This is a genomic window from Pseudomonas atacamensis (assembly GCF_017167965.1).
Taxonomy (GTDB): Bacteria; Pseudomonadota; Gammaproteobacteria; order Pseudomonadales; family Pseudomonadaceae; genus Aquipseudomonas; species Aquipseudomonas atacamensis.
In genome coordinates this window covers 62,933-81,190 of sequence record NZ_CP070504.1, presented here as the reverse complement: position 1 = coordinate 81,190, position 18,258 = coordinate 62,933, and the positions used below count along the sequence as shown (strand labels likewise).

Sequence of the window (18,258 nt, the reverse complement as noted above, 5' to 3'; positions counted from 1 at the left end):
CCATGGCCTGCGCAGCCCGACTCTCGCCGCCAGCAGATCCGCCACCAGGTGAATCATCACCAGAACCAAACCGGCCGTTCGCGGAACGCTTGCGCTCCACAGCAGGCTGATCAGGCCGCGGGGATTTCGGCGCCGATCGCTGGCGCGCCTGGCTGTCGTTGGCTGCTTTCGCTGCCTGAGTGCCCGCCATACCGCGGCGGATAGCTTTCTCAATCTCGGTCGCGGGGCCGGTCGATCGAGGCGCACGCGGCACTGCTGGATCTGGCGATCGCCTCACAGTGCCATTCAGCGCGTTGGCGATATCGCTCAACTTCGAGACGGTCAGTTGCGTGTCTTTGCGAATGGCCTTCAACACTTCGATATCGCGGCCGATCTTATCCAGCTCGCGCGTTACCTTGGGCCCACTCAGGAACCCGTCCGGATCGTGACTGAGAGCCATGGTTACGCCGTCCCGAGGATGGAATTCACCGTATCACGGCACTTGGTAATGAACCCGCGTTCGTCCTTTTCCTCAGGCGTGTCTTGGGTTGTCACGGCCGACAGGTCGGCGGCCATGAATCGACCGGCGCTGTCGAGCATGTCTCGGGCCCGGCTTGGCATGTAGGAGTGGCCACGCTCCAGCTGCTCCGGACGCGCGCTGTCGAGCATGCCGGCAGGCTGGCCACCCTTCTCGTAGGCTTGCAGGCGAATCAGCAGTTTGGCGTTGGCCGACGCCAGCTCATCGTTGATCTTGCAGGTATGCAGGTAGGAGTCGGTGATTTTCTCGACGTGCGCCTCATTGGCGGCCAGCAGCGAATCAACACTGTCCATCATGGCGCTGACCTCTGCTGCGAAGCCTTCGCCCGTCATGGCGCCAGCGCTGGCGCTGTCGAGCATGGCGTCATAGCCGCGGTTGGTGTCGTAGTTCGGGTTACGGACGAAATCCATCCCAAAGAAGTTTTTCGGCGTGCGCAGGCCGTTGATTTCTGGCGCGAAGAACACCGAACTGAACCCGTAGGCCTTGCTCTGGTACAGACGCGCGGCGATACGCCCGGCGGCGGTGTCGAGGAATTCTTGCTGGTGCTTCAACGTGCCGTCCGGGTAGGCCTTGATCATCACCGTTCGCACGGCTGGCTCCAGCACGACGCTTTTACCGCCCTCAAACTGCGTCTCTGCCGGATCCAGACCGTATTTCTCCCGGAACGTGTGCCCGACGTAGCCGAAAATGTCGCCCTTCTTTACGGACTCTTGCAGCACCGGGCCGTTGATGAGGCGCATGGCTGCCTCGATATCAATCTTGCGATCGACGCCGGTAAAGTCGCGGCCGCGGTCGTTGAGGTTGTAGCTGATTACTTCTGTACGAATGCGCATGCTCACGCCCTATTCCTGCTCGATTTGTTTGTTGGCTGCCTGCTCTGGCGGCAGCGTATCGACGTCATCAAAGTCACCCCCGCCCATGCCCGGCTGTGCCGGTGGCTTGGCTTCCTTGATGGCCTTGGCCAGCTGTTTGGCGAAATCGGCATCCAACTCGGCGCGCGCAAGCATCTGCTCGATCGTGTTGACGTCGATGCCAAGGTCACGGATCTGCGCCAGCACCTGCACCAGAATGGCCGTGGTGTTGATTGCCCGTTCCCGGCTGGCTTGCTTCTCGGCTTCCAACGCGGCGATCGAGCCGAAGAAATTGACGTTGTAAGGGCGTTCGCTGTCCGCCCACGCGAATCCGTACTTCGCCAGCGTGTGGCGGTCGATCGCGTCGTTGCAGAACTGCATGAACGCGGTGCGGATGATCCGCGAGCGCTCCGCGGCCTGGCTGCTGGTGCGGTTGAAGCCGCCCTCGCCCAGTCCGCCGGTCATCTGATCGGCGTAGCCCACCAGAGACAGGTCAATACCCAACGTGCCGGAGAGCTTGCGGGCGTTGAACATCACGTCTTCGATGTTGGCCCCGGCGCCGGAGTTAGAACCTCCCTGGAACGAGCTGATTTGAGTGATCTGCTTTTCGTTCCAGGTGGGCATGACGTGGAAGTTGCGCGAGGTCACGTAGGTGCCGCTCTTCACAGCCTCCTCAGCACGATTTTTCATCGTGATCAGCATCTTTTCGAGCGAGCGCATGAACGTTTCTTGCTGCGCGGCCGTCATGTCCGCCATGTTGGCGCCGATCATGGTTTCGTCGATCGAGCCACTGATGCGCTGGCCTGTCATGCCGCCGATAGACGCCACCAGGTTGTCATAGTCCACCTCGGCAGCTTCAAGGAACGAACCGCCCACCAGCGCCGGCAGCGGTACCGTGTCTTCGCTGGTTTCAGCCTCAAGGTTTGTTTTCTGGGCGTTCTCGATGGCGCGCATCTGAGGCACAAAGCCCATCCGCGGCATCTTGAGCCGGATCATCTTCAAATGGTCGAAGCGGCTCTGCACCTTCTCGCCGTAGTTGACGACATACCCGACGGTGCGGCCCAGCTCTTCATAGGCTTGCACCAGCGGCGGGAACAGGTCGGCGTCCATGTGCCACAGCCCTTGCTCCTTGTTCACGTAGAGCCGCGCGTAGGCGTCCCCGAAACCGGTGCCGTAATAGCAAACGCCATGGCCTACCCGGTTGAACATCGCCGCCAGCCCTTGCAGCTCCTCGACCAGTCTCTTTTCGGCCGTCGTGATGCCTGACTTGGGCTCAATGAATACCGTTTCACCGGTCGTTTCGTGCCCGCCCAGCGCCATCTGGACGTGCAGGCGCAGGATGGTGCTGATCAGCCCGTCCTGCAGCATGTAATGCCATTTCTGATAGATCGCCGAACGCGATCGGGCCGGGCGCAAGCCAGACCCCAGCAGCATTTCGATGCCCACATAGTCAGCGTCGTAGGTTGAGACGCTACCCATCTTGGGCGAGGAAAGATCAACGTCGCCAATGAGCATGTCCGTGGCCGCCCGGGTGGCGGCCGCCAGCTTGCTCAGAATGCGCGTTTTGGGTTTCGTTTCGTCTGCCATTTGGTTGTACGCAGTAGGCCTAATTAGCGCTTAGCGTACAGGCGCCAGCACCGGCAAAATCCCGGCGCTTTGCGCTCTACAGACGGCTCACATGTCCGCGGTTACGGACTCATCAGGGCGAGGGTTGAGCAGGTACTTGCGGGTGTAGGGCGAGATATTCAGGTTACCGGTGACGTCGACGATTTCGAAGTTGGCAATGATCCCGCCACCAGGCATTACCGCCACAAGCATGCGCTTGCCCGGCTGCACGTAGCCTTCGGTACCCGGATTGGCGATTGGCTCAATCGAGGCCTCTACCACGCCCTCGGCATAGTCCAGGCTACTGCCATTGTCCGAGGTGTTGCCCAGCGGCGCCGCGTAGCCCTGAGCGAAGTGAATGCGGGCGTCACAGGCGTACTCCCACGAATAGTTCACTTCGTCCTCATCGGAGAGCATGCCGGCGCCGCCCAGTGTTGGGCTGCCGTCGAAGTCCTCGCTTTCGGCCGTGCGCTCGACCTTCTTGGTGAACAGCACACAGTCGATCGAGTTCGGTTCCCGTAGCGTGCGCTGGCGGTTGGCTTTGTTCATTGCAATAGCGACGTTGTTGAGCATGTCTTAACCCTGTGCCTTGTCAGCGGCTGCGATCGCGGCCAATGCGGCTTCACGACTGTATCCCATATCCATCAGTACCTTGATCTTGCGGCCCTCTGGTACCGGCTTGTTGACCTTCGCAGCGTGCGTCTTGCGCAGCGAGTCGTTGGCGGCCCGCATGCGCGCGGCAGCCTTGACCTTCTGCGCCGGCTGTCCGGCCCGGGATTCGCGCTTTTCGTCGCTGGTGGCCACGGTGCGGTCACGCTTGCGCGTTTTGGCGGCCTTTTCAATGAATTCCTGCTGTTCTTTCACGCTCAGCGTCTGCCGGCGGTTGCTCAGCGTCTTGCGCCCACTTTCCAGCATGCGCCTGGCGAAAGCGTCGAACGTCGGGCCGTGGGTAATGGTCGCCATCACCCTCAGAACGTGCTTACACGCGATCCCGTACAGCTTCGGGTTGCGCACGCGGGGGAAACCATCCTCCGGGCGGCCATAGTTGAAGTTGCCAACGCTGGCGATGTAACGAAACCAGAAGGTGTGCCGCTCGCAATCGCAGTCGAATTTGATTTTGCCCCGGCCCAGCAGCTTTGCAGCCTCGCCCACCGGCAGGCCGCCAGAGAGCGCACTGTCGTAGCCGAGGAACTGCACCATGACATGGTGACGGGTGACCTTCGAGTTCGGCCCCGCATTGGTCTGGAAATGCACCAGCCCCGCCCGGTTGATGATCGGAAAGCAGGTGTGAATCTCGGAGTTTGCGCGCTTGCGATCGTCCGGGTTCGACAGGTCAACCACCTGCTTGGCCAGGATCCCGCCAGACTGTGCAGCGGACTTGCCGCCGCGCTGCTGGCCATGCCGGCGCTGAATGTCGTTTACAGCGGCCTTGAACGCCTTAATGTCATCCCAGGTAAGCATCCGGGGCTTGCCATCAATCGTGGTGAACAAACCACGCTTGGGCTCGTACAGGCCGCTCATGTCGTCGGCGGTTAGGATCTTGCCCTGGTCACCCAAGCGACGATTCAGGTCGAACTCAAACGCCTCGCGGGCCTCCTTGCCGGACTTGTTGGCGCTTTGAATGATCGTCGATCGCGGATCTGTTTGTTGGCTGGCCATCAGCGCACCGACCGCACAGGGGTGACGATGCCGCACTTCTGCTTGAGATATCGCAGGTACTCGATCGTAGGTAGCACCAGATCCTGCTCTTTCAGCTCGGTGTCGATGTTCGTCAGCCCGGCCGCGGCCATCACCACCAGCGTCTCCGTCGGGTCACCGTACACACGCCGCGCAACCATGGTCAGGTCATAGCGCTCGCTGGGGCGGGTACGCACCACCTGGCGATTGGAGGAGTGTGTCGGTTCCATGGTGGCGAACCGGCGCACTGCCTTGTAGAAACTTGCCTCTTCGATCATGCCCCTGTCCCGGTAGGCGCCAGCAGCAACTGGCCAAGGCGCCTATTTTCTCCCGGCAAAAACAAACCCGCCGAAGCGGGTTTGCATGTGTATCACTCTGACTTTTCCTCGGCCGGCTCGGCGTCTTGGGCTCCGTCGCCGGCTTCCTTCGGCGGCTCCGCTGGGGCTTCTTTCCACTTGTCGCCCTGCGATCGGTGAACCATTCGCAGCATTGGCCCCTCTTTGCCTTCCTCCTCGGACAGGGAGTACTCCGGCAGATCGTTGGCGGTGATCAGCTCCCTGAGCAGGCGATTGAACTCCTTGGGGGAGCCGGTACTGCCACTGCGCTGATAGATCGTCTTGAAGCCCCACACAGCCATATCCTTGCCTGCTGCCTTGCGAGCCAGCCGGTAGACGAACCGGCCAATGCCAGACTCACGCAGGAAGTAGTCCGGGTGAACCGTGAGAACGTCGGGCTTGGTGCCCTGCGTTATCTCCTGATACATCCAGTCGGCCAGCTTGATTTCGATGTACTCGATTTTGTCGTTCTTGGCGTTGCTGATGATCCGGAACGGCCCGATCAGGTTTTCGCCCTCGGTGGTGGTCAGCAGCTTGCCGCGCAGCATGTTCGTGCGCTCGATCCCCACGAAGGTGGTGCTGAGTCGCTGGAGCGCGCCAGCCACGGCGTCCTTTTGGTTGCCGCCGTTGTCCTTGCGGCAGAACTTGAGGACGTCGCCGATATGCGGCCGAAACACCTGCGACGGCTTTTCACCCTTGCCGTCGCGGAACCGGTTCATGGCCTCGGTCAGGTGCGATACAGCCATCAGCACTATGTCGTAATCCCATACCGACGCCATGCCGTGCGGGCCCGACGAAACCTCTACGTGGCCGTCTGGCAAGTCGTAGCGAATCACTGAGTTGGCGCGCTTGTCCTTTTTCGACAGCCGGAACACTGCCACGTCCATGACGCCGCGACTGTCCCGGGCGCCCACGTCGTAAAGCACTGGGGTGAAAAAGTCGCCCTGGCTCACGCCGCCAACCGCCTGCTTGCGACGACTCGGCTTATCCCCGGTAACGTCTGCCTTCCTCTTCGTCTCAGGCACCCGCTTCGCCACGGGCGTCTCAGCGCCGGCCAGCAGATCCGGCTGAGGCCCGGCCGAGGCCTTCGCCTGCATTTCTGCGAGTTTCTTCTGCAGGTGGTTAGGGGCTTTATCAGATGGCATGGAGAGTCCCGTCAAAATTTGTAGATCCGTTTGGCGCTCCGGCTAACCGAACAGTGCGCCGATGATAAGGGCTTTGCTATGGTGGAGAAACACGGTGGTCGTTCGGGGTGGGTGGGTAAATTACGGAAATGCCCTACTCGACCGCCGGAAAGGCCAGTAAATACGGGGACGAACGGCGTAATTTGCACACCTGTCCACAGGCAAACGTCATAAATCCCGTAATTTACCCACCCATCCACAAGGGGCGGGGCCTATCCACACCGGGAAACGTAATTTACCCACCCAAACCAGTAATTCACCCACTGGAATCAGTAATTCACCCACCACTTTCAGTAAATTACCCACCCACTAACAGGTTTGTGCACAGGCTCAAAAGCAACCACCGCATGGCACGGAGCCAGTTATTAACAATCGCCAAATCTTAGATATAAATCCGGTAAAGCTTAAAAAACCCCCTAGGAGCCTTCTGGCGGGTCAGCGGCAGTCATCTGCAACGGGAACTTAGCGAACAGATCCCCTACCACCGCCAACGCAATCCGGATCCCCTTGGCCACGTCCTCGGACAACTCCACCGGCTCGGATACCTCCCCGTCCGGAGTTCGCCAACAGACCGAGTTACCCGCCACCGCGGCCTCCTTGAGCTGATCGAGCTGCGTCATTCGGTGATCAAACCAATGCTCAAGAAAGCGAATCCCTTCGACGGACTGAGGCAGGTGGACTACTCGCCCGATCAGCGCGCGGAATTCGTCCAGTGCGATCTGGTGGTCAGCAATGGCGTGTTGCTGGGCAAACGGGCCGTCGATCATGCTCCAGGCCGAACTGACCACCTGATGCTCAGTCATCACCTGTTCAATCACGCGCTGGCGCGCTTCCTCCAGCGACTCAGGGTCATCGCTGGCGATGTTCTGGGCTGTATTCATGCTGACCTCACTCAAACGTCGATCGGCTGGCCAGCGCATCGAGCGCCAGCAGCAGCGCAGGCCCCATGCTGCCCTTGGTGGTGCCCTCGCAATACTCGCGCAGGCTACGCTGCTGAATGTTGAGCCGGTGTGCAATGGCGCTCTGCGAAACGCCGTGCTTTGCAACCACACGATCGACGGCCGACTTGATGCGGACAGATTCAGGGACGTTTTCTGCACCAGGTACGCGATCGAGCAAATGGCACCAGAGCGCGAACGCGTCCGGCGCCAGCTGCTGCGCGTAATGCTCCAGCTCGATCATCAGCGCACGGTCTTCAACCCGGGTGATCGGCGAAGGCGTCCAACCCTGCAGCGGGTCAAAGTACAGCGCCAGGTTGTAATCGCCCTGGGCCGCGACTTCACACAGCTCGACCTTCCAGACCAGTCCGGAACTGACGTGGGTGTAGGCGAGGCTGTCGCCCAACAACGCGACGTTTTTAAGCAGTTGCATCGTCATCCCCTACTACCGCGGTGCAATGATCGAGGTTGAGGCAGCCGCTTTTCCCTTCGAGCCAAACAACGGCAGTGTGACCGCCCATTACCTGCGCTTCGGTCTTGGATTTACCACGGTAGGTTTCGCCTTCCCCCTGGATGAACTCAAACGACACGGTGGTGCCGATCGGATATGCAGCGTTCCAGGTGGCGCATTGCTTTTCGAGCTGGGCAAGGGTTGGGCGTTTTGGTGCTGGCATGGTGAATCTCCTTGTGTTGGTACTGACGAAGCCCCAGAAAAGGGGCTTGAACTAGGCGGCCAATTCGACCAGTGGGATACGGCTCATGTGCATCGTGTAGCCGGTACGCTCTTCAAGTGCCACATACTGCGCGAACAGCTCCGGGCGCTGCTCGCGTCCGTTCCTCAGGTCGCGCTTGTTGGCCATGATGCAGAAGACACAGCTGAGCCTGTCATTGCCCATCGCATAGGCATAGTGAGGCTGCTGGCCAGCCTGCTCGATGATCCGAAATACCTCGGCGGTGGACAGGTCGTGAACAGGGAGCCATTCGTACCAGGTGTTCACGCTGTTCGAATCGCGCTCATTGATCCGCAACGGTACGCGCTTTGCCCGGCCCGGCGACTCTTGGGCACGCAGGCCGAGGCAATTAACAATCACCTTGAATCCATTGGCTTTGGCGTAACGGCGAACCTCACGCTGGATCGGCCCGCGCTTCAAATCGCTGGTGCACTGCCGTGTCGACGCAGATGGCCAGCTTGGCACTTCGGGGCGTCCTACGAATCGGCGCTCGACCATTTCAAGCAACGTTTTGGTAGCGGTGGCCACGATGAACGGCAGGCCTGCGCTTGCAGCCTGATCCCGTGCCAGCTCCATCGCGCCGGGCCACTCCATCGCCCCAAGCGAGGCGTGGACAACGATCATCTGTGCAGCAGGGACTTTCTCAAGCAAGCGGATCAACTGTGCCTGCGAGTCTTTTCCGCCTGAGTGATTGGCCACGAAGAGCGCCCCGTCGGCGATCAGCTGGTCAATCGTATCTGCAACTGCGGGCATTGTGGTCATCGTGCGTCTCTGGCTGCGTTTCGGTACCGCCAATGCCCCAGTTAAGGGGCTTGGAGTGAAGTCTTGATTCAGCGCGGGAGGCGCACGTAGCTGTCTGACTCATCGAGCTTGTTTTCGTCGAATGGGCAGCGCTTCACGAAACCGTTCTCGATCAACCATTGCAGGAGGTTGCGAACGGCCATCCAACCGTTTTTGCGGATCTTCACGTTGGCGTTTACGGCCTTGACCAGCTTTGTCCAGCAGGTTGGCTCTGGCGTGATGGTCGCCAGCAGAACGTTCAGGATTTGGTTCTCGCGATCAGTACCAACGTTTGCCAGTTCAGGGGCGTTCGGGATGGTGGTGGCTTGGGTAGTCATGGTGCTGCTCCAGAGTTGATTAGTGCGTCTGGAGCAGATACTAGTGCGCCTAGCGCACAATTACAACCTATAAAGATGCGCTGATCGCATTTATTTGGCTTTTTAAAGTGCGGTGGCCGCATCCCGTTGGCTGGATTTGATGCGTTGGCAGTTCGGCCAGTAAGCAGCCGAGGCATTCACCGCGGCCGCTGCCACGAACGGCTGGTGCGGGATCAGGCGAGAAATGCGGTACTCGCCAACGGTGGTGTGCAACAGCCTGTGCTTGCTGTTGCCCGACACGCCCACCACATGCTCCCGCGCCACCAGCACCGAATGGCTCGCCTGCATCAGCTCCGGCGCCGCCGCGGCGATCGCCTTCACGCTGGAGCGGTGCGGCAGAAACCATTCGTCACCGTTCGGCATGATGCCCATGACGTACTTTGAGTCAGCACGGATTACGGCGAACGCTTCGTGGTCGATCATCTGGATTTCACGCTTACGGCTGCACTTGAGCTGCATGGCTCTCCCCTGGTGCGAATTGGTTGTTTACCGGCATTTAGCCAGCATAAAAACTATCCCCGTACATTTCTAGACCAAAGCTACAGCGCCTTCGGCTTTCGGTATAGCTCTTAGGTCAAGCTCAGCCATGCGATCACGCCGCGTCTGCCAGCGCACATCGGCGCGCAGCCGCTCAATCTCCGCGTCCTTATCCTGCAGGCGGGCGATGAGTAAGGTTTTTTCTCGGAACAGATCGCGGCGCTCTTGGTTCAGTTTCTCAGGATCCCCGATGCGGGACAGCAGCTTGACCAGTAGCCACTGCTCCCGATCGAGCGCGCAAGGCTGGCGCCACTCCTCTACCCGCCTCTGCAACTGATCGTAGCCGCTGTTCTTGACGTCGTGCATGGCGCCGGCCAGCACCTTGCAATGGCCCCGAGTGTTGACCTCGATCAGGCCCCAGCCCGCCGGCAGCTCATCGACACATATCAAACCTTCGGGCGCCATGTAGTAACGCCACGCCCCCATGCCTGCGCCTGGCTGGCGGTGGGGCTTCTTGCGATCGCCGAGGAAGTCAGAGCGCGTTACCTTGACCTCGATCACGGTGGCCCCCGTCTCCCAGTGGGACAGGCTAAAGCCGATCGCGTCCGGAATCTCTCCCGTCCAGCCGCCGGCCACCTCGCTGACCGCCACCATGCACCCCGGGCCGCCGGCACTGTGCGCGCGCTTGAGCCACTTCACTGCGATATCACACAGTCCCTTATGCGAAAGGTCGACCATGGTTCCACCTCCTGATGTTCGACTTTGCCCTGATCAACGCATGGTCGTGACAGATCAAGCCGTTGACCTTCGAGAACAGCGCCAGCCCGCGAAGCACGGGATCTGAATGGTTGCGCCAGCTGTCCCAAGTGACATACCACTGGGTCAGCACCAGCTGCGCTACATGAACGGCGTATTCGTGCCGGCTGGCCTGCTGGTGCTGGAATGGGGGATTGGGCATGTTCGCTATCCTCTTGTTATGTCGTTTCGGCGTAGGCCCGCTCAGCTGCTGCCAGTGCGGCAGCCTTACGGTCATAGGAAAGGCTGACGCTCTCGCCCTGCGCCGGCACATAGTCGGCGTCCTCAAGGAAGGCCATGGCCAGCGTGTCGAGTAAGTCGGGGGATGGCAGGTTTTCGGCCGCCATGTCCTTTTTGCTGGCGACGTGGTACCGGCCGAGGCCGTCCAGGTAGTAAGGAAGTCGACTGCCTTGGTCGAGCAGATCCTTTTTGTATTTCGGGATGAACCGGACAACGCCGTCCTTGACCGCTTCGGCCAGGTGCACGGTGGCTTGGGCTCGCTGGTTGATGAACCGTTGGCGATATTCGTTGCTGAACGGCTGGCCGCCCCACAGAACGCCCTTCGCGTGCAGGTTGCCGTGGTCAAGCTCCACCAGGCGTTTCAGGAACTGTTCACCCATACCGCTGGTGTCGACGATCGCGGCCGCGTTGGACAGGCGCGCCGCGTATTCCAGCACCTGGACGCAGATCGGCGTCCAATCTTCGGTATTGGTGTACACGGGAATGTCCACCACCTCGATTCGGCGCCGATCGGGCGCCATCCGGTCACCGTTGCCGATGACACGCAGGTGGGTCACTACGGTTTTGTCTCGGCCGACGCCGGCAGCGACGTCGATGATGAGCAGGTGCCCGAATGCCTCGCCCGGCAGGATCACGTTCGGGCCGTCGATAACGCGCTCGATGGCCACCCGGCTGAGCAGGTACTTGTTGGAGTTGGTCGGGAACATGCCCCTGACCTTGATCTGGTATTCCATGTCGTCACGGCCGCCGTACTGCTTGAGCTTGGCCTTGATGAACTCAATGGATACCAGCGGACTGGATTCGGAGCTGAACGTGAGCGCCGTCCACTCGCCGCCCTGCACCTTGCTCATGTTGTGGTGGGTGTCCCGGAAGAACCCACTGTCACGGGTAGGCTGTGACGCCAGCACGAACCGGTTGCGCTTGTCGGTCATCGAACCGCCGATTACCCCAAAGTTCGCGTCCGGGATACCAGAGGCTTCGTCCGCCAGCCAGAGCAGGTAATCACCGTGGGTACCCGCCAAGTTCTCAGGGGAGCCGCGTGGCGCTGTACGGGTGGTGACGTACCAAACCGCACTCTTGAGGTTCACGTAGACCTTTTCGGCCTGAATGGTGAAGTACTCGGCGATCCAGGCGTGCGGGCCGTTCTCGATCGCCGTTTTCATCGTGGTAATCTCTTTCCACACACCCTCTCGCACCGTCTTGAGCTTCGGCGCAGTGATGTAGGTGTTGGAGTTCGGATAGCAGAGCAGGTGCCACAGGGCGATGATGCCGAATGAGCGGGTTTTGCCGGTGTTGTGCAGTACGGTGAAGTCGTGCCCCAGTAGGCGATGGTCGCCGTCCAGGGTGAAGCCGTAGTAGTCGCCCTCGCCTAGCGCTTCACATGTCTCGATCGAGAAATACAGGTCGCGTGGCTGGCGCTCAATGTCGGCGAACCACATGCCGGCGTCACTCCGGCTTACGGTGGCGTGATACCCAACAGAGCGCGCCACCCACGCCACTTGGCGCACCAGCTCTTCGTCAGCGCGGGCGAAATAACGCGCCGTCTCGCCCACAAGGCCATTGAGCAGGGCGATACGCTCCGGCTGGCTGGCGTACAGGTAGGCGTCGGGAATGATCGGCGTGCCGGCAGCATAGGACAGCCGCTGCCCCATCACGAACGGGGACACCGGCAGCGTCTCGATCGGGCGCCGGAATGACTTCACGGGGCTGCGGTAGATCGAATAGCGCCGCTTGCGGTCATCGCCCCACGTCAGCCACTCACCAACGGTAACGGTGACCTTGCGCGATCGTTTGTTGTTCGGCGCCACCAGGCACAGGATATGCGACTCGTTGAACGTGTGACTGGTGCCGTCCGAGTAGGTGAACCGGTACATGGCTTGGCAGCCACGCTTGAGTTCCAGCACTGTGCGCGCGCAATCGCCCTCAGCGCCCATCAGGCGATCGCCGGAGCGCACATTTTCAACCGCGATCGCTGCGCCGCTGGCCAGCATCAGTTGCGTGCCAGGCGCAAAGCAACCGTGTCCAGACGACACAGAAACGCGGCATCCGTACTGTGAGGTTTCGTCGAACAGTTCCTGCTGCTGGGGCGTGACGTCCATACCGCATACCTCTACGGCGAACCCGTACAGGTTGAAGGCATAACGTTCCATGAACGGCAGCCAGCGCGGATCAGCGTCGAGCGCTACCTTTCTCTCTTTCTTCGCTGCTCTGGCCATGCCATCCCTTACACACAAAAAAGGGCCAAATCATTGGCCCCTGCACTCTACGGCCCACAAAACGCCTGTTTAGGCGGCGGTTTCCGTGGTTTTGCGCTCCATGGCGGCCAGCACCAGCGCGCCGGCCTTTGTCAGCGCCTCGGTGGCGTTGCACTTCTTCATGGGGTGGTGTGGCCAAGGCCAGAAGCGGGCGAACGGGAACGGTTGCAGGCCGGCCGCTTGAAACGCGTAACACGCGGCAGCACGCTCCAGCTCGCAGCTGGTGTAGGAACGATCGCGCTCAAGGCTGTAACCCTTCTCTTCGAGCTGGCGCAGGTTCTCCATGATCACGGCCATGGCCGACGTGCTGGCGCTGGGCACGTTTGTGAACACCGGCATGGGTGCGCTCCAGCCTTGGCGCTGTTTAACCGCCCACCCGGACGAACCCGGGCCAGCCGGGCGCGTGTAGCTGAACGAATGGACGCGGCCACCGCGACGGGTAACCCAGCCGATCGGCACACTGTCGCGGCCGGTGGTAGGTCGGGCCACACTCAGCCATACCAGGTACGTCGCCTGGGTGGCGGGGTTGGCGTAGCCTTCCCCATCGCGCGCCAGATCGGTTATGCCGGCATCGGCACACGCTTGCTCGAAGTCAGGCCTTTGCAGGAACAGGGACACGCTCTACCTCACACTTGATTGAATTGTCGCTATGGAACAGAGCCGCGCGGCCGTCTTGGCTGCAGCGGCTCGCAATGGTCACGCTGAGAATGGCGGCGCCGGCCACAAAGCCCACCAGCACCCAGAAGAACGCACTGCCGGCGCGCACCTGGTGTTGGCGGCTCACTTCGACTCGCTCCCACAGGCGCTGTAGTCGGTGCTGTAGTCCCAGCCCACGACTGGACGGGCCTCGATCAGTTGCCAGCGTTCCTCTGGCAGCTGATCGCGCTCGACTCGTTCAATCTGGCCAAGGCCATCGCGCACCCACAGGGTCTGGCCAATCTCCAGCTCAACAGACAGACGCTCACCGGTTCCCCGATTGACCACCGCAATTACCTTCACAGCGACATCCCCGCGCTTACATCCCATATCCACCATAGGCGCGCGAATGTCTGGCGCTGTTGGCCAAGCTGCGAACGGCATCAAAGAGGCAAATCGTTCCATGGTGGCGCGTAGGGTGTTGCTTGCTGGATCCAAAACAGTGGTTTGTTGCATCGAATTTGTATCCCCGTACATTTCTGGTGCTGAGGGCGCCACGCTGGCGCCACCCTCAGGACATTTTCAACTGGAGCTGTGCACGGGTGCATTCACTGATCCCGTGGGGCAAGGCGCTGGTAGCGCGCTCGCAATTGCGGCGCTCGCAATCTTTGCAGTAGGTGTAGGCGGTGGGTCGCCCCGCATTGCGCCATACAACCCGGTCGCCTTGGCAATAACGACAGTGCATGTACGCTCCAAAACTATCCCCGGCCGGGGGTAGATCGCAGTTGAACCATCAGACTTGCGAACTCCCAACGGCGAAGAGCGTAATCATGGAGGGGTTCGTCCTTCTTCATCGGCAGGTAGGCGTGCACCGCGAAGTCGTCGCGCAGATCGCTCAGGTACAGAGCATCGTTCTCGGCGACACTCACGCAGGAGGCATCTGCCTCAGCGGCTGGCGCCGAGCTGGTCGACGGGGCGCTGCCTGTTTTGCCGGCGAGCGTTAGCACTCGACTCGACGCCGGGACGTCGTTGGCCGCGATCGGCGCGCAGGCAGGCTCAGTCACCTGCACCAGGATGTTGTCCGGCGAGGAAAATGCCGGCGCCGGCCGTGCGCTTTGGAAATCGCTGATCACCGGACGCAGCGCCAGCGGCGTCACCACCTTGTTGCGCGCGCCACGCTGTACGGGCGCCCAGCCGAGGGCGGTTTTCACATGAAAGAACTGGCCGGCGCCGCCGTCCTTGGTGACGCAGCCGTTGCGTTTGAGCCAGGCGCGGAACGGTTCTACCTGGTGCGGCAGGATCAGCCCGTAATCGTTGGTGATGATCGGTGCACGCTGTTCGAGTTGCTGCATGTCTTGCTCCTGTTACCGCGCCGTGAATGGCTTTAGGTTGGTTGTGCGGCCCTGACGGCGGGTCGCTTTCTTGTCGACTTTCAAGGCCAGCGGCTTGACCCACAGCTGGCCGGTTTTGAACTGGAACAGCTCCCACAGCCCGGCTTTCATCGACACCGTGCCGTCTTCGTAGGTTTGCCATGCTCGCCGGCTGACATAGATCAGGTCGGCGCTTGCGATCTGGCTGAGCCCGGCGCTCTTGCGGGCAGCCCTAACCAGTGCAGCGTCGGGGCTAGGGACTTTCTCAGGGACGGAGCTGGCTGATTTCATGGGCTGCATTCAGTAGGTTCAAATCACGTCGGGGGCAATCATAGGCGCAGGTCTTGCGCCTATTCCGCCGGGGTTTGCGCATGATGCGCACCGTTTTCGTGTCCAAGGCTGGCGAGGAAGCGCTCGCGCTCGAGCATTTCGGCGCGCTGGGCGTTGGTCTTGGCCTCGGCCTTGGCCAGCACTTCCTCAAGCTGCTCTTTTGTTGCGCCTGGCGTGATGGTCACCACCGGCTCTACCTGCAGGTCGAATATCTTCGCCAGCAGCTCGCGGTAACCCTTCTGGCTGGCAACCCTTATCTCGGTACCGTCCTTGCCTTCCTTCACGCCTTCATACAGCGCCAGTGCGGCCGGGCTGAGATTGCCGGTGTCCTTGAACAGGGCTTTGCCAACGCCTTCACCAGAACATTCCGGACAGTCCATGTTCGGGGGCAGCTTGCTGTCGAAGCCGAGCCCGCCGAGTTCGTCGAACGGCTCCAGCTCCTCGCCGGCTTCGGTGGCTTCGTGAAGGGCTTCATCGTATTCGTCGCGACGACGCTGCATTTCGCTGGGACGGAACTGGTATTTGAAGCCAACGCCATAGCAATAACGGCAGCAGCGGCGCACGTACTCGACCAGCTCGCGCGGATCTGCGAACGATGCGGCATGGCACACGGCAATGATTTGGTTCTGTACATCGGCGACACGCTTGAACATCTCAGCCTGTCGCGCCCGCATATAGGGATGATCCTTAACCTTCTTTAACAACCTGCTGGCCCCCGCCGCGGCCGCGTTGTCGTTCTTGCATCGATAGCCGGCGTCACGGTATGCCTGGGTGGCGTTGTAGCTCACCAGGTACAGGTCGCAGAACTTCGCCTGACGGGGATCGAGGCCGTGCAAAGCCGCGACTTCCAAGGCTTGCAGCTCTTTTTCGCTCAGCTCGACCGGGTTGGTTAAAAGCGTGTTGCCCTCAGCCGCAGTCGATCGGCGCTCAGGGTTTGGCGAGGGCTCCGGCGGGGTAATTTTGGGTGTGCGGGCGCTTGGTTTCCGGGGCGGTTTTGGCTTGACGGGAGCCTTAACTTTTGGGCTCTTTTTCTGACCACCCTTAACATCAGTAGAGGGGGCAGGCTTTTGTCCAGACGAACCCGCCAAGGACGGGGATGTTTTGTCCCCGTACTTACTGCCTCCGGCAGGCTTCTTCTCGCGTGTCATCGGATCCCCTAATAGCGCAACTCTTGCGTAGTACTGCGTGGCCAGACGGACAACTTCCTGCGCCACGGTCATAAAAAAGCCCGCAGGGCGGGCTTTCATACGGGCGGCGGCCGTCTCCGACTGCAACCACTTCCATTACCGGAACGCCTGGCGGGCGCTGCAAAGGCGCTGTGCACCCTCTCCTAACGGTTATCCATGCTGAGCGTGTTCAGTTCCCCGTCTAGAGGGCCCATTAACAAACCACGCCAACGAGCGACCGCTGGCAAGCCAAACATCCTTTTACGGCTGGCCGAGCCGCCCAGTTCTCGCAATGAGTGCAAGTTGGGTGCAGTGGTGACGCGCTTAGGCATACGGTCAACCCGCGTCACTGGCGCCTATGTGGGGAAGGAAAACCCCGCCGCATTTGCCTGTCCTTCGACTCACTGCATAAAACAGCGCTCTGTCTCAAAGAGCTGTTTCTATGGAGTGCTGCCTTTGTGGCGGCCTTGCGGCCGCCGATCGCGTTACAGCTCGATCATCAACTGTTCAACACGCTTAACGATCTGCTCAGGCGTCACGTTGAACGTCTCATGCGCAGCCTCTGCCTCTTCGAACCGTTGACGCTTGGTATGGAAGGCCATGCTCTCATTGAATTCGCCGATCAATCTGGTCAACTTTGCGCCTCCAGGGATTTCGTCGAAGTTCGGCGCGCGGCGCTGGACAACCTTCAACGCGTCGACCAGCTCCACAGACAGCTTGGCTGTTTCGCCCAGTAGCCGGCGATCGATGCTCAGGCCTTCCAGCACCAGCGAGTTGCGGCGGGAAATGACTTCCACGAACTGGCTGAACTGCTGAGAGAGCGTGGCGCTGACGATTCCCTGCATTACCGCCTGATTACCCTCCTCCGGAGCCAGCAGGATGTCGTCGTGCATGTCGAGCAGGTAGTCGATGGTGACGCCGTACAGCTTGGCCAGCAGGCGCAGGTTGGTGAAGCTGGGGAACCGGTGGCCGTTTTCGTACAGACTGATCTGGGTGACGCCTTCGTGGGCCAGCGCCAGCCCGGCGGCACTTTCGGACAACCGCGCCGCTTTGCGTGCTTTACGCAGCTTGGCGCCGAGGATGGCCATCAGCTTCGAATCCTCAGCTTTGCGGCGCTCATTGGCGCCGCAACCCTCGCCCAGATCCTCAGACGCATCAAAAAGCCGGCCGATCGCGCCCGGAGCTTCCTCTGCGTGTTGATTCGCTGCAAAAAAACTATCCCCGGACATTTTTGGCTGTACCCCTTGCTGCATAACGTTCTGTTGGCGGCATTAAAAATCATCCCCGTACATTAGGCAACTGGCACAGCTAAATAAGTTGGCTACTCACGCGGCAATATTGCCAACTTCTTGCGCCTCGCCCTGAGCCAAGTTGTACAGCTCCACAACCCTTGTTTTCAGGGCTTCCGCCAGCCATGGGTTCACATGGGTTTCACGTACCAGGAGCGCCCTGCGCTGGCGGTTATCTTCAATGCTCAGCAAGTACAGGGCGTCGTACTCGATGCGCAGCGCCAGTCCCACACAGCAAAAGCGCTGGGTAGGCGCGTAGCAGCCCCGGCAGCGCATCAGGTGGTTCAGGTACTCTTCGTGTGCGAACTCAACATCAGTCTGCTCATGTGCTGAATCCATCAGAACTCCTCCACGCTCCAGCCGCCACCGTCAGCCTTCTTGGCCTTCCTGATCGCGATGAATTTGAATATCGGATACAGGGCGGCCGCTACCTTGATCTTTACCCGGGCGTCGTCGGTCCAGAACCCTTTCACTTCGTGCACTTCAATCCCACGATCGGCCGTCATCACCAGAAAGTCAGGCTTGTAAAACGTGTTGTCTGCCAGGCGCAGGTTCATGCTCTCGAACTTGTAAAACAGTACTTCCCCGTCGCGCTTGAGCTGTTCCAGGTGGTCGGCATAAGCCTGCTCGGTCTTGTTCATTTCGCCCACCGGCAACCGCCCCAGCGCCTGCATCGACTGCGTGGCGGTCATTGCCTTGGTGGCG

At 60.5% G+C, this 18,258-nt stretch carries 24 protein-coding genes; all 24 read right to left on the bottom strand.

Annotation, left to right across the window (positions count from 1 at the left end; genetic code table 11):
- Positions 1–439 (bottom strand): hypothetical protein (locus JWU58_RS27180; protein WP_206422323.1); only part of this gene is annotated, 439 nt, incomplete at its 3' end.
- Between the two features lie 2 nt (positions 440–441).
- Positions 442–1,350: a hypothetical protein gene (locus tag JWU58_RS27175; RefSeq protein WP_206422322.1), complete on the bottom strand. Its 909-nt coding sequence runs from the start codon at positions 1,348–1,350 to the stop codon at positions 442–444.
- 9 nt (positions 1,351–1,359) lie between these two features.
- Positions 1,360–2,955 (bottom strand): hypothetical protein, encoded by a 1,596-nt coding sequence (locus JWU58_RS27170; protein WP_206422321.1) that lies wholly within the window; start codon positions 2,953–2,955, stop codon positions 1,360–1,362.
- An 87-nt stretch (positions 2,956–3,042) separates the two neighbouring features.
- The gene (locus tag JWU58_RS27165; protein WP_206422320.1) at positions 3,043–3,546 is read right to left on the bottom strand and encodes a hypothetical protein; all 504 of its coding nucleotides are present in this window, start codon (positions 3,544–3,546) and stop codon (positions 3,043–3,045) included.
- A gap of 3 nt (positions 3,547–3,549) precedes the next feature.
- A complete protein-coding gene (locus JWU58_RS27160) occupies positions 3,550–4,632 on the bottom strand; it encodes a hypothetical protein (protein ID WP_206422319.1) in 1,083 nt (360 codons plus the stop codon).
- On the bottom strand, positions 4,632–4,880 hold the full coding sequence (locus JWU58_RS27155) for a hypothetical protein (RefSeq protein WP_206422318.1): 249 nt from the start codon (positions 4,878–4,880) through the stop codon (positions 4,632–4,634). The genes JWU58_RS27160 and JWU58_RS27155 overlap by 1 nt, the downstream gene beginning before the upstream one ends.
- Before the next feature lie 140 nt (positions 4,881–5,020).
- The gene (locus JWU58_RS27150) at positions 5,021–6,130 is read right to left on the bottom strand and encodes a replication initiator protein A (RefSeq protein ID WP_206422317.1); all 1,110 of its coding nucleotides are present in this window, start codon (positions 6,128–6,130) and stop codon (positions 5,021–5,023) included.
- Between the two features lie 455 nt (positions 6,131–6,585).
- Positions 6,586–7,050 carry a hypothetical protein gene (locus tag JWU58_RS27145; RefSeq protein ID WP_206422316.1) on the bottom strand — a complete coding sequence of 155 codons (465 nt, stop codon included), beginning with the start codon at positions 7,048–7,050 and terminating at the stop codon, positions 6,586–6,588.
- 7 nt (positions 7,051–7,057) lie between these two features.
- The gene (locus JWU58_RS27140) at positions 7,058–7,540 is read right to left on the bottom strand and encodes a hypothetical protein (protein ID WP_206422315.1); all 483 of its coding nucleotides are present in this window, start codon (positions 7,538–7,540) and stop codon (positions 7,058–7,060) included.
- Entirely contained in the window at positions 7,527–7,781 is a 255-nt protein-coding gene (locus JWU58_RS27135; protein WP_206422314.1) for a hypothetical protein, read from the bottom strand. The genes JWU58_RS27140 and JWU58_RS27135 overlap by 14 nt, the downstream gene beginning before the upstream one ends.
- Positions 7,782–7,832: 51 nt before the next feature.
- Positions 7,833–8,600 (bottom strand): phosphoadenosine phosphosulfate reductase domain-containing protein, encoded by a 768-nt coding sequence (locus tag JWU58_RS27130; protein WP_420893299.1) that lies wholly within the window; start codon positions 8,598–8,600, stop codon positions 7,833–7,835.
- A gap of 68 nt (positions 8,601–8,668) precedes the next feature.
- Positions 8,669–8,956: a hypothetical protein gene (locus JWU58_RS27125; RefSeq protein ID WP_206422313.1), complete on the bottom strand. Its 288-nt coding sequence runs from the start codon at positions 8,954–8,956 to the stop codon at positions 8,669–8,671.
- A 102-nt stretch (positions 8,957–9,058) separates the two neighbouring features.
- A complete protein-coding gene (locus tag JWU58_RS27120; protein ID WP_206422312.1) occupies positions 9,059–9,454 on the bottom strand; it encodes a hypothetical protein in 396 nt (131 codons plus the stop codon).
- A gap of 69 nt (positions 9,455–9,523) precedes the next feature.
- Entirely contained in the window at positions 9,524–10,210 is a 687-nt protein-coding gene (locus JWU58_RS27115; RefSeq protein ID WP_206422311.1) for an adenylosuccinate synthase, read from the bottom strand.
- The gene (locus JWU58_RS27110) at positions 10,191–10,430 is read right to left on the bottom strand and encodes a hypothetical protein (RefSeq protein ID WP_206422310.1); all 240 of its coding nucleotides are present in this window, start codon (positions 10,428–10,430) and stop codon (positions 10,191–10,193) included. Before JWU58_RS27110 ends, JWU58_RS27115 begins: the two co-directional genes overlap by 20 nt.
- A 16-nt stretch (positions 10,431–10,446) precedes the next feature.
- Positions 10,447–12,723, bottom strand: a complete 2,277-nt coding sequence (locus JWU58_RS27105; protein WP_206422309.1) for a Hint domain-containing homing endonuclease — start codon at positions 12,721–12,723, stop codon at positions 10,447–10,449.
- A gap of 69 nt (positions 12,724–12,792) precedes the next feature.
- Positions 12,793–13,380: a hypothetical protein gene (locus tag JWU58_RS27100; RefSeq protein WP_206422308.1), complete on the bottom strand. Its 588-nt coding sequence runs from the start codon at positions 13,378–13,380 to the stop codon at positions 12,793–12,795.
- Between the two features lie 162 nt (positions 13,381–13,542).
- Complete coding sequence (locus tag JWU58_RS27095) at positions 13,543–13,761, bottom strand: hypothetical protein (protein WP_206422307.1); 219 nt, start codon at positions 13,759–13,761, stop codon at positions 13,543–13,545.
- A gap of 395 nt (positions 13,762–14,156) precedes the next feature.
- Complete coding sequence (locus JWU58_RS27090; RefSeq protein WP_206422306.1) at positions 14,157–14,750, bottom strand: hypothetical protein; 594 nt, start codon at positions 14,748–14,750, stop codon at positions 14,157–14,159.
- 12 nt (positions 14,751–14,762) lie between these two features.
- Positions 14,763–15,059, bottom strand: coding sequence for a hypothetical protein (locus tag JWU58_RS27085; RefSeq protein ID WP_192096888.1), 297 nt, complete (start codon positions 15,057–15,059; stop codon positions 14,763–14,765).
- A 59-nt stretch (positions 15,060–15,118) separates the two neighbouring features.
- Entirely contained in the window at positions 15,119–16,345 is a 1,227-nt protein-coding gene (locus tag JWU58_RS27080) for a terminase small subunit (RefSeq protein WP_206422305.1), read from the bottom strand.
- Between the two features lie 404 nt (positions 16,346–16,749).
- Positions 16,750–17,352, bottom strand: coding sequence for a helix-turn-helix domain-containing protein (locus JWU58_RS27075; protein ID WP_206422304.1), 603 nt, complete (start codon positions 17,350–17,352; stop codon positions 16,750–16,752).
- A 237-nt stretch (positions 17,353–17,589) separates the two neighbouring features.
- Positions 17,590–17,892, bottom strand: a complete 303-nt coding sequence (locus JWU58_RS27070; RefSeq protein WP_206422303.1) for a hypothetical protein — start codon at positions 17,890–17,892, stop codon at positions 17,590–17,592.
- On the bottom strand, positions 17,892–18,245 hold the full coding sequence (locus tag JWU58_RS27065; protein WP_206422326.1) for a DUF1064 domain-containing protein: 354 nt from the start codon (positions 18,243–18,245) through the stop codon (positions 17,892–17,894). Before JWU58_RS27065 ends, JWU58_RS27070 begins: the two co-directional genes overlap by 1 nt.
- Positions 18,246–18,258: the final 13 nt, after the last annotated feature.